Origin of the sequence: Paraburkholderia sp. SECH4, assembly GCF_030511745.1 — a bacterium.
GTDB classification, from domain to species: domain Bacteria; phylum Pseudomonadota; class Gammaproteobacteria; order Burkholderiales; family Burkholderiaceae; genus Paraburkholderia; species Paraburkholderia madseniana.
Genome location: NZ_JALOCP010000083.1, coordinates 1 through 9,882, shown reverse-complemented (window position 1 = coordinate 9,882; position 9,882 = coordinate 1). Strand labels below are relative to the sequence as shown.

The 9,882-nt window shown below is 60.2% G+C and carries 11 protein-coding genes; 7 read left to right on the top strand and 4 right to left on the bottom strand.

Translation table 11 applies throughout. The features are described 5' to 3' along the window. The first annotated feature begins 102 nt into the window (after positions 1 to 102). The 4 genes from M0D67_RS41450 to M0D67_RS41435 all read left to right on the top strand — a co-directional run bounded on the left by M0D67_RS41450 (position 103) and on the right by M0D67_RS41435 (position 3,082). On the top strand, positions 103 to 684 hold the full coding sequence (locus M0D67_RS41450) for a hypothetical protein (protein WP_266243495.1): 582 nt from the start codon (positions 103 to 105) through the stop codon (positions 682 to 684). Positions 685 to 729: 45 nt separating this feature from the next. Beyond that, on the top strand, positions 730 to 1,587 hold the full coding sequence (locus M0D67_RS41445) for a CmcJ/NvfI family oxidoreductase (protein WP_266243493.1): 858 nt from the start codon (positions 730 to 732) through the stop codon (positions 1,585 to 1,587). Between the two features lie 75 nt (positions 1,588 to 1,662). After that, positions 1,663 to 2,421 (top strand): SDR family NAD(P)-dependent oxidoreductase, encoded by a 759-nt coding sequence (locus M0D67_RS41440; RefSeq protein WP_266243491.1) that lies wholly within the window; start codon positions 1,663 to 1,665, stop codon positions 2,419 to 2,421. Between the two features lie 115 nt (positions 2,422 to 2,536). Further along, positions 2,537 to 3,082 carry a glutathione peroxidase gene (locus M0D67_RS41435; protein WP_266243489.1) on the top strand — a complete coding sequence of 182 codons (546 nt, stop codon included), beginning with the start codon at positions 2,537 to 2,539 and terminating at the stop codon, positions 3,080 to 3,082. An 86-nt stretch (positions 3,083 to 3,168) separates the two neighbouring features. Here the strand turns inward: M0D67_RS41435 and M0D67_RS41430 are convergent, their stop codons facing one another. Together M0D67_RS41430 and M0D67_RS41425 are read right to left on the bottom strand one after the other, a co-directional pair. Beyond that, a complete protein-coding gene (locus M0D67_RS41430) occupies positions 3,169 to 3,498 on the bottom strand; it encodes a PaaI family thioesterase (RefSeq protein WP_266243486.1) in 330 nt (109 codons plus the stop codon). 122 nt (positions 3,499 to 3,620) lie between these two features. Continuing rightward, complete coding sequence (locus tag M0D67_RS41425; RefSeq protein WP_266243483.1) at positions 3,621 to 4,433, bottom strand: IclR family transcriptional regulator; 813 nt, start codon at positions 4,431 to 4,433, stop codon at positions 3,621 to 3,623. Positions 4,434 to 4,546: 113 nt separating this feature from the next. Here M0D67_RS41425 and M0D67_RS41420 point away from each other — a divergent pair, with 113 nt between their 5' ends. From M0D67_RS41420 to M0D67_RS41410, 3 genes are all read left to right on the top strand, one after another. Beyond that, positions 4,547 to 6,106, top strand: coding sequence for an acyl-CoA synthetase (locus M0D67_RS41420; protein WP_266243481.1), 1,560 nt, complete (start codon positions 4,547 to 4,549; stop codon positions 6,104 to 6,106). Between the two features lie 19 nt (positions 6,107 to 6,125). Continuing rightward, positions 6,126 to 7,262 carry a MaoC family dehydratase N-terminal domain-containing protein gene (locus M0D67_RS41415; protein ID WP_266243479.1) on the top strand — a complete coding sequence of 379 codons (1,137 nt, stop codon included), beginning with the start codon at positions 6,126 to 6,128 and terminating at the stop codon, positions 7,260 to 7,262. A gap of 78 nt (positions 7,263 to 7,340) precedes the next feature. Then, positions 7,341 to 8,582 (top strand): CaiB/BaiF CoA-transferase family protein, encoded by a 1,242-nt coding sequence (locus M0D67_RS41410; protein ID WP_266243477.1) that lies wholly within the window; start codon positions 7,341 to 7,343, stop codon positions 8,580 to 8,582. A 255-nt stretch (positions 8,583 to 8,837) separates the two neighbouring features. Here the strand turns inward: M0D67_RS41410 and M0D67_RS41405 are convergent, their stop codons facing one another. Further along, positions 8,838 to 9,197 (bottom strand): hypothetical protein, encoded by a 360-nt coding sequence (locus M0D67_RS41405; RefSeq protein WP_266243475.1) that lies wholly within the window; start codon positions 9,195 to 9,197, stop codon positions 8,838 to 8,840. A gap of 33 nt (positions 9,198 to 9,230) precedes the next feature. Continuing rightward, complete coding sequence (locus tag M0D67_RS41400) at positions 9,231 to 9,503, bottom strand: helix-turn-helix domain-containing protein (RefSeq protein WP_266243473.1); 273 nt, start codon at positions 9,501 to 9,503, stop codon at positions 9,231 to 9,233. Positions 9,504 to 9,882 lie beyond the last annotated feature (379 nt).

Genomic DNA, 9,882 nt, shown 5'->3' with positions numbered 1-9,882 from the left:
GCAGGGCCACAGCCCGGAGATCCTGCGCAAGGTATTCATCGATAACGGCAAGGCACTGCTGCCGGACTGATCCGCCACTTCCACGTTCGAGGTCCTAACATTATGTTCCTTTCCGAAAAAGAGCGGCTTGCCAAGATCAAGCCACTGCCAATCGACAAGAGCGGCTATTTCTTCGATGGCGCCCATGTCGCGCGTTTCGACAAGATCCCCTGGTCGCCCTTCAATCTCATCGGCAGCGCCCAAGGTCCTGTCTTCAAGCTGATGACGGTGAACTGGGAGCGCGACATGTTCGTTATGATCCTCGACGTGCCGGGTGGCATGAAAGTCGAGCCGCACTACCACCTCGGCGAGGCGTACGGCTTCATCCTCAGTGGCAGCTTCGACTACGAGTACGGCAAGATCGTCGCCAACAACTACATCGGCGAGGGCGCCAAGATCGCTCACAGCGCCGAGATCGGTCCCGACAACGTACTGCAGTACTCGATCCTGTTTGGCGGCTTGTGTGGTGTGAAGCCGGACGGCTCGCCGGACCTGTCGGTCATCGTTGGTTGCCGCGCGGTCTACGAGATGGCGAAGCGCAACAATTCAGCCGATCACATCGCACCACCGCCGCCGGGCTGGAAGAGCCAGTGGGAAACGCCGGAAGCCATCGCCGCGGTGACCAGCGCACCTGTGGCCGACTGAACCAGCCTGAAGAGCCCAGCAAGAATCCCAGAGGAGATACCGACCATGTCTGGTTCCGCCGCCGCTGCACGAGCCGATACCGAGATCCAACTGCCCTCGGTCGAGGCCTACATGAATTTCAGTCAGAACATCCCTCGCGCCCGATCCAACGTGCTCGATGCGAGCCAGACCTATCGGCCGCTGGAGGCGCACAAGGTCACCATCCATGACGCGCGCCCGATTCGCGGCCAGCTCGATCTGGACAAGGAAGGTTTCATCCTGGTGGACCATGTCAGCAGCGTCTCGCACCTGCGTGACGCCAAGCAGCTGGAGGGCACCTACCACGACGAGATCAAGGAGGTAATCAAGAAGATCTCCGGCGCCGACTACGTCCTTCCGTACCGCACCTACTGCCAGGTCCGCCTGTCCCAGCGCGCACCTGGCGAAAACGGCGACGACACTACCCGGCCGGCTGGCTTCGTGCATGCAGATGTGACTCAGAGGACCTTCCACGACTGGGCCAAGTGGGTCCAGGAGGATGAGAAGATCAAAGTGCCGCCGTACAAGCGGGTGGTGATGTACAACACTTGGCGGGCAGTGTCGAAACCGCCTCAGGATTTCCCGCTGGCCCTCACTGACGGCTTCAGCATCAAGCCCGGCAAGTGCGTGATAATGGACAACGTCACCAGCATGGAGGCGGAAGGGCACACCGTCGAGACACGCCTGGGCCTCTACGATCCGGACGACAAGTGGTACTACTTCTCCAGCATGCGCGAGGAGGAACTGCTGATCTTCAAGGGCTACGACACGAAATTCAACGACGACCAGACCGTCTGGCACAGCAGCTTCAACAACACCGAGATCCACCCCGATGCGACGCCCCGGGAAAGCCTTGAGGCGCGCTTCTTTGCCTTCTGGGTCTGAAGGCGGAACCTTCCGGGCGGCGCCGCGGCGTCCGCCCGGAAGCCGGTTGACCATTACAGGAAAGGAGGTGCATCAATGTCGGTAAAGGGATTGGGCCGCCTGCAAGGCAAAGTAACCGTCGTAACCGGTGCGGGTTCCGGCATCGGCGAGGGTATCGCCACTGTCTTTGCCCGCGAGGGCGCTAAAGTTGTTGTTGTCGATGTGGATCCGGTCGGTGGCGAACGCTGCACGGCGGCGATCAAGGCTGCGGGCGGTGAGGCCGAGTTCGTCAAGGCGGATGTCCGTGTGGAATCCGAGGTCCAAGCCATGCTGGAACGCGCTGTCGTGCGCTTCGGCGGTCTGGACGTGCTGGTCAACAACGCCGGCGTAGGCATCGGCAAAACCGCCGAGCAGACCAGCGAGGAAGAGTGGGACCGCATAATCGACATCAATGCCAAGGGCACCTTTCTGTCGACCAAGCATGCCATCGGGCATCTGCGTAAGCGCGGCGGCGGCAGCATCATCAACATCGGCTCGCTGTTCGGGCTGCGTGGCGGCCCCAGTTTCGCCGCCTACCATGCATCCAAGGGCGCGATCCGCCAATTCACCAAGTCCACGGCCTTGGCGCATGCCGGCGAAGGCATCCGGGTCAACGCCGTGCATCCCGGAATCATTCGGACGCCAGCGTCGATGCAGAACGCCGAGGCGCAGGAGTTCGCCGCGGCGAGTCTCGGGCCAATTGGGCGCTGGGGCGAGCCAGAGGAGATTGCGTACGGTTGCGTGTACCTCGCCTCCGACGAGTCCAAATTTGTGACCGGAATCGATCTCGCCATAGACGGTGGACTGTCCGCCTGACCCGTATTGCGGTTTCTGGCCGGTGTCGCCCACCACGCCGGGAGATGCCGCCAGGTGCAATCGCTCGTCGCGTCTTCGCAGCTTAAGCATCCCGGCCCATTAAAGGGGAATCAGCATGAGCACTATCTACGACATCCCTCTCAAGCGCACCGATGGCGCCGAAGCAAGCCTGAACGACTATCGTGACAAGGTACTCCTGATCGTCAATACCGCCTCCAAGTGCGGGCTGACGCCGCAGTACGAAGGACTGGAAAAGCTCTACCAGGCTAAGCACGCCCAAGGGCTTGAAATCCTCGCCTTCCCCGCCAGCAACTTCAATGGGCAGGAGCCGGGCACCGACGCCGAAATCAGCGAATTCTGCTCTCTCAACTACAACGTGCATTTTCCCCTATTCTCAAAAATTTCCGTGAGAGGTGCGGACCGACATCCGCTGTACGCTGTGATGACACAGGCGCAGCCGACGGCGATCGGCGACGGCCCGTTCCGAGAAGTGCTCAAGGGTTATGGCATTGACACTGGCGCCCCACCCGACGTGCTATGGAATTTCGAGAAGTTCCTGGTCAGTCGACACGGCGAGGTCGTAGCGCGCTTCGCCCCAGATACGGTCGCCGACGATCCGCGCCTGTTGCAGGCCATTGACGCGGAACTGGCCAGGCCTTGAGCCGGCCTCTTTCGCCTATCCGCAAAGCTCGATCGCCCTTTGCTTCAATATCAACTGTTGGCATCAACGCAGGACAATTTGGTCGCTCAATCATCGTTGCCTTGCTTACGTCCGTGCGTGACGATTCTTAGCACCGCCGTCCCGGCTGCTGCCACACCGGTTCCAACTCGTAGTTCCCCTTGCGCGAAAATGAGTTCGCGCGTTTGCCGAATGACGGATCCGCGTGCCTCGACGAATGATCCGCTGGGCACTGCGGTAAGGTATTTCGTATCGAGTTGAATCGTCACGCACGGGGTGCGATTCGCCGCCTCCCAGGCGAGCGTGCTAACTACGTGGTCGAGTAGGGTAGCGAGCAGGCCGCCATGAACGAAGCCACCGGGATTCAGATGGTCGTCGCCAGTGATTACGCCCAGCATCAACCCCCCATCCTGGTCTCGCCGGCTCCACAGTGGCCCGACAAGTCCAGTGAAACCCTTTCGAGCATGGAGCCGCCAACCCGCGTTCATTAGTTCGACTGGAGTGAGGTAAGTGTTCATGATCAGCGAAGAGAGGGCAGGCGCGACGTCAGCTCCGCGGCAGCATCGACAAGCTCGGTGGCCAGCATGCCAACCCGTGACGCGTTCAGGTGATCGGTGAGGCCTACGGCAGCGAGCCCGAAGGCCATATGCTGCTTCGAATCCAGAATTGGAACGGCGATGACCGTAACACCAGCGATGTAGTTACCACGATCCACGCCGAAGCCGCGTTTGCGGGTGGTGTTGACCTCTCTCAGCCACGCGTCGAACGACAGCGGGTTTTGCCACCGTAACGAATCGAACCCGCTCCTCAGCTCATCGGTGCTGAAGTTTCCGAATGCGGCAACGCAGCGGCCCGTTGCGCTGATTAGCGCAGGAAATTGGCTTCCGAGTTCGACGTGCAGGCTGATGGGCAATTCGGATGCGGCAAGGGATTTCACCACCATGTGCTTCAAGCCGCTCGGTTCTACGCCCATCGCGGTGACGCCGAACTTTGCAGAAATGTCGTCCAGATACGGTTGCACGACGTCATTGAAGCCCCCACGCTTCAGCGCGCTGCGCGCCAGCGCCAGCATCCCGGGCCCGAGGCTATAGCGCTTGGTCGTGGGATCGACCTTGAGCAGCTCTTCGTCGACGAGGACGCGCAGGATGTGGAGGCAGGTGCTCGGAACCAGGTCAAGTTCGTCGGCAATGGCCTTGACTCCAAGCGGCGACGGACTGGCACCTAGCAACCGCAGGATGGCGATCGATCGCGTGACCGCTGGCACCGGCCGCACACGGGGGCCCGCCAACTTCTTTTCCGGTTCGGAGTTAGCCTCCTCGAGGATTCGTCTCATACTTCGCTCCGTTTTGTATATATACAAATGTACATCCTATTTGACAAACGTACAAGCGACTCCTAAAGTGGGTTTCAAGCTAGCAGGCCGTAAGAACATGGAGACACTTCGAGATGAGCAGACTGACGGCGTACACTTCCTATGCCGATGCACAACGGCACTTCAGTCCGGACGGATTGTGGGACCTCGTCGACGGGGCGCCACCGCTTCTCAACATTGCGCACGAATGCATCGACAGGCATGCCCTCGACGACCGAACGGCCGTGATTGTGGCGCATGCCGATGGCCGGGATGAGGTCCTGAGCTTCAGCCAGATCGCGCAAACATCATCACAGGTCGCGCACTACCTGCACGCGCAGGGAGTGCGAGCAGGCGACCGGGTGGGAATCATGCTCGATCCGTCGCTTGCTTTTTATGCGTCTCTTTTCGGAGTACTGAAGCTTGGCGCGATTGCCGTTCCGCTTTTCACGCTGTTCGGCGAAGACGGGCTGCGCCTGCGGGTGGAGGACTGCAAGCCATCTGCGCTGATCACCCACGATGAAAAGGCGCAGGTCGTTGGTTCCACCCAATGCGTCAACCTGATTTTCGCGAATCAGGCGTGGTTCGAATGTCTTTCCCGCTATCCCACCCGGTTCGCGGCGGCGACGCAGAGCGACGATCTGGCAATTTTTCAATACACCTCGGGCACGACCCGTGAATTACCCGATGCCGTGCGACATACACACCGCTCGCTGGTCATGGTGCTACGTGCCGCGTTGTACGGCACAGGCGTGAGGCCACGTGAGCGATTCTTCTGTCCTTCCTCGCCGGCGTGGGGGCACGGCCTGTGGCATGGCACGCTTGCACCGCTCGCGCTGGGCGCGACGATCGGCGCCTACGCCGGGAAATTCGTGCCGGAACGCCTGCTGCGCGCACTCGCCGAACATCAATTCACGAACATGTCCGCTGCAGCGACCCATTACCGGATGATCCGGAATTCCGGCGTCACCGATCAGTATCTCTATGCAATCCAGAAACTGACGTTCACCGGAGAGCCGATCGACAGCGAGAGCGCGGAGTTCATCAGGAAGACCTTCGGCTGCGCTGTGTGCAGCATGTACGGCACCACCGAGGTCGGCGTGATTCTGGCGAGTTATCCCGGTGCGGCGGATTTTCCGGTCAAGGATGGTTCGCTGGGCAAAGCCGTGCCGGGAGTTCGGGTTGCGGTGCACGACGCCAACGGACAACCGTGCGCGCCAAACGTTACGGGCGAACTCGTGGTCTGGCGCGGTGGCAAATGGCTACCAACGAAAGATCTCGGACGGATCGACGAAGAAGGTTACTTCTTTCACCGCGGGCGGGCGGACGACGTGATCATTTCGGCGGGCTGGACCATCAGTGCCGTGGAGGTGGAGGACGCCGTTCTGAAGCATTCCGATGTCCGTGAGGCAGCGGTAATCGGCGTGCCCGACCCGTTGAGAGGCCATGTTGTGAAGGCGTTCGTGGTTTCCGCGCGCGAGGGCAGCGAAGCGTTCGCTCATGAAATTCAGGAGTTGGTGCGGGCGCGTCTGAGCCAGCACGAGTACCCGCGCCTCGTCGAGTTTGTCGGCGAGCTTCCGAAGAATCCCGCCGGCAAAGTCAATCGCAGGGCATTACGCGAGCGCGAGCGATCCAGTTCGGCCGTTTCACATTGATTTCACCAAGGAGGAGTGTATGGCAGAAGATCAGGTCATGTTCCCGAAGATCACCGACGAGGGACTGGAGGAACTGAGCAGGCGTATCGGGATGAAGATCGGCGCCACTGTCGAGCCCTGGTGTCACGAGGCGACGCGCGACAATGTCCGCCACTACGCACACGGCATCGGCGACGACAACCCCCTGTGGTGCGATCCTGACTACGCCGCAACGACGAGACACGGTGGCCTCATTGCGCTTCCGAGTTTTCTGTTCGCGACAAGCCGCATCGTTTCCGGGTATGTGGGAGGCTTGCCAGGCGTGCATGCAATGTGGTCCGGCGCGGACTGGAACTGGCACAAGCACGTCAGGCGCAACGACGTGATCACGACCGAAGCGAAGCTCAAGGATCTGATCGAGCACGATACGCGCTTTGCCGGCCGGGCGATCCAGCAGATATACCACGTCGACTTCTACAATCAGGAGGGGGACCTCGTCGCCGACGCCGATAGCTGGTGTTTTCGTACTGAGCGCGATCATGCGCGCGAGCGCGGCACAAAGTATGCGGAAGTGAAATCGCGTGCGCCCCGTTACTATTCCGAGGAGGAGCTGGCGGCTGCCTATGACCTCTATCGCAACGAGGAGGTGCGTGGCGCGGAAACCCGCTACTGGGACGACGTGACGGAGGGTGAGGCGTTGCCGGTTATGTTCAAGGGGCCAATGACGGTGACGGGTTTCATCGCATTTGCTCAGGGCTGGGGCGGCCTCTACATCCGGGCGAACAAGCTGGCGTGGCAACTGATCGACGCACATCCAGGGGTTGGGATCAAGAACCGTTTTGGAATTCCCGATTGCCCGGAACGCGTGCATTGGGAAGAGGAGTTCGCGCTGCGGGTCGGCGCACCGGGCGCGTACGACTATGGTCCCGAGCGCTGTTCCTGGTTGACGCACCACCTCACCAACTGGATGGGCGACGACGGCTTCCTGCGCAGCGCGAACTGCAAGATTCGCCGCCATAATCCTGAGGGCGACATGCTGTTCATCAAGGGCAGAGTCAAGCGCAAGTTCGTGGAGTCGGGGCGTCACCTGGTCGAGATCGAACAGGAAGCGACCAATCAGGACAATGAGCTTTCTGTAATTGGGGGCGGTGTCGTGGAGCTTCCTGCGCGAAGCTGAAAGTGAAACGGAAACGGCCGCGCGGCGGCCGCAAAGGGCAGAGCATAACTGCGCCACGAAGAGAATCAGGAGACGCAAGTGACGGACTCAGCAGTTCATCATTCAGGATGCGACGGCGTAAAGGGCGGAGGCGCGTTGCAAGGTCTAAAGGTGCTCGATTTGTCGCGAGTGCTTGCTGGCCCGTACGCGGGCCAGATACTTGCCGACCATGGCGCGGATGTCATTAAGGTTGAACCGCCACAAGGCGACGAAACCCGCGAACTCGGCCCGCCGTTCGTCGACGAGAGCGCCGCCTATTTTCACGGCTTGAACCGCAACAAGCGCGCTATTTCGCTTGATCTTTCGTTGTCGCGCGGTCGTGAAGTTCTGCTGGACATGCTTGCCAGCGCCGACGTGCTCATCGAGAATTTCCTGTCCGGCACGATGCGCAAATGGGGCATCGGTTATGAGGAAACCCTCGCCGAGCGCTTCCCGCAGCTCATCTACTGTCGGATTTCCGGCTACGGCGAACAGGGCCCGCTGTCCGATCTGCCCGGCTACGACGCGGTGTTGCAGGCATTTTGTGGGCTGATGAGTGTCAATGGGCACGCGAATACCGGGCCGACACGGGTCGGTGTGCCAATCGTCGATGCCGCCACTGGCCTCTCGTCTGTCATCGGTATCCTGCTTGCGCTCGCCGAGCGCAACCGCTCGGGCCGCGGGCAACTGGTGGCGACCTCACTGTTTGACACCGCCTTGGGCCTGTTGCATCCGCATCCATCGAACTGGTTTGCGTCGGGCAATGCGCCAAAGCTCACGGGCAATGCACATCCCAACATCTCCCCGTACGACACATACCACGCGTGCAACGGCGTGGTCTTCATCGGCGTGGTAAATGATGCGCAGTTCCGGCGTTTTTGCGGCATGTTGGGCCGTCATGACCTGATCGATGATCCGCGATTTGCAACGAACCGCGCACGGGTAGAGAACCGCGACACCTTACGCGAAGAAATCGAGCACATGCTGTGCGATTTCGACGCGACAGTGCTGTGCGAGCGACTGACGGGGGTGGGCGTTTCGGCTTCGAAAGTCAATTCTGTCGAAGACGTGCTGCAACACCCGCATACGCGTGCCCGAGGAATGGTGGTCGAACTGCCTGGCTACCGCGGGATTGGACCAACGGTGCAGCTGTCGCGAACACCCGCACGCGTTCGAACCGTACCACCTACCTTCGCCGCCGACCTCGACACCGTCATGGCAGAGGTCGGCTATCGACCCGAAGAGGTCGAGATCTTCATCCAGGCTGGAGCAACACCGAGACAAAAGAGAACGAAAGGCTAGGCGAGCGCGCGGGTCGCCGCGCATCGGGCCGACCGCAAGATCGCTGGCAACCGGCGACTCAACAGGAGACAGATTATGGCTATCAGCCAAGGCCCGGCCTCGCGTGTCAGCCGACGGGACCGGCGTGTGCTCATTGCTTCGTCGCCCGGTGCGGTATTCGGCGTCCACGATTTCTGCATTGCGGGCTCAGCATCAGCCAATACGTCTTTGCGGGCGTGAATCCGGCTGCGGCCTCGTGTTCACGCTGCTGGGCTTTCAGGACGGGCCTGGTGCGGTGCTCAGTGCTCTCCAGACTACCTTCGTCATAGTGTGAAGCCCGTCGAGATCCGGAGTGTTCTTGCCTGCCCGACGTACAAAGAGGAGCAAGCCCTGCAGGTTTGATGTGAGCAATGCGCCTCGCAGAGTGCAGTTCTCTGAAGACAATTCTGGATTGATCTTCGAGACCAGGCCCGCAAATATCTTCTGGTTTTCTCCGGTGATCTCCTCGAGCAGATCACGAGCGAAGTCCTCGTGCTCAGCCAAACTCCAGAGTTCAATCGCTAAGGCGCTGAAGTTGCTATTCGGCCGCGCCAGCGCGTTAAATGTCTCATCGGCAATCTTGTCCAGACGTGCCAAAGGCGTAAGCGAACTATCCCTGGACAGTTTGCGCTACAAATCGAGGTAGCGGTCGCCCATTGCCTCGACGGTGGCCCGCAGCAGGTCCTCCCTTGTGCGGAAGTAGTGCTGAAGCGTGCTCAACTGAAGTCCGGCCTCACTCGCGACACGCCGCTGGTTGAACGCCGCATACCCACCGGTGGCGAAGGCGTTTATTGAAATCTCGAGGATTTCAGGCACACGCGTGGTTCGGTTTCCCCGTCGCCTGGTCTCGCCTGCCGAATTGGTGACGGACATATCTTCCGCCATAATGATCGGTTGTTTCATTTTTCTTCCTCGTCGCGGGATGACCAAAGAACCCGAAGCACCGATGGAGCCTTGCAGAGGCTGCATTGAGCCGAGCAAAGATGTCCATGCGAGCAGGAGCGTCGTCGGCCTCGTGCTCGCCATTGTATAGGTCTAAAAACCTATATGACTTTCTGAATTTTCATATCTTACAATTAAGATTCGGCAAAGAACGGGGATATTTTGGGGTTTTACCTGGATAAACTCTGCTTGCATCTAGGTCTGACGACTCCTATTATAGGTCTGTAGACCGATATAGATGAGCGGCCGGCCGTAGCACGGATCCACTGGCGATCGCGACCCGGAAAGGCGCGCCACCCGGGGCCGGATGCGGAGAACCCGGGAGCGTTTGAGGAGCAGG

Excerpts from the sequence above, each read along its gene's own strand:
- M0D67_RS41450 (WP_266243495.1), top strand. The coding sequence starts at position 103 with ATGTTCCTTTCCGAAAAAGAGCGGCTTGCCAAGATCAAGCCACTGCCA.
- M0D67_RS41445 (WP_266243493.1), top strand. The coding sequence starts at position 730 with ATGTCTGGTTCCGCCGCCGCTGCACGAGCCGATACCGAGATCCAACTG.
- M0D67_RS41440 (WP_266243491.1), top strand. The coding sequence starts at position 1,663 with ATGTCGGTAAAGGGATTGGGCCGCCTGCAAGGCAAAGTAACCGTCGTA.
- M0D67_RS41435 (WP_266243489.1), top strand. The coding sequence starts at position 2,537 with ATGAGCACTATCTACGACATCCCTCTCAAGCGCACCGATGGCGCCGAA.
- M0D67_RS41430 (WP_266243486.1), bottom strand. The coding sequence starts at position 3,498 with ATGCTGGGCGTAATCACTGGCGACGACCATCTGAATCCCGGTGGCTTC.
- M0D67_RS41425 (WP_266243483.1), bottom strand. The coding sequence starts at position 4,433 with ATGAGACGAATCCTCGAGGAGGCTAACTCCGAACCGGAAAAGAAGTTG.
- M0D67_RS41420 (WP_266243481.1), top strand. The coding sequence starts at position 4,547 with ATGAGCAGACTGACGGCGTACACTTCCTATGCCGATGCACAACGGCAC.
- M0D67_RS41415 (WP_266243479.1), top strand. The coding sequence starts at position 6,126 with ATGGCAGAAGATCAGGTCATGTTCCCGAAGATCACCGACGAGGGACTG.
- M0D67_RS41400 (WP_266243473.1), bottom strand. The coding sequence starts at position 9,503 with ATGAAACAACCGATCATTATGGCGGAAGATATGTCCGTCACCAATTCG.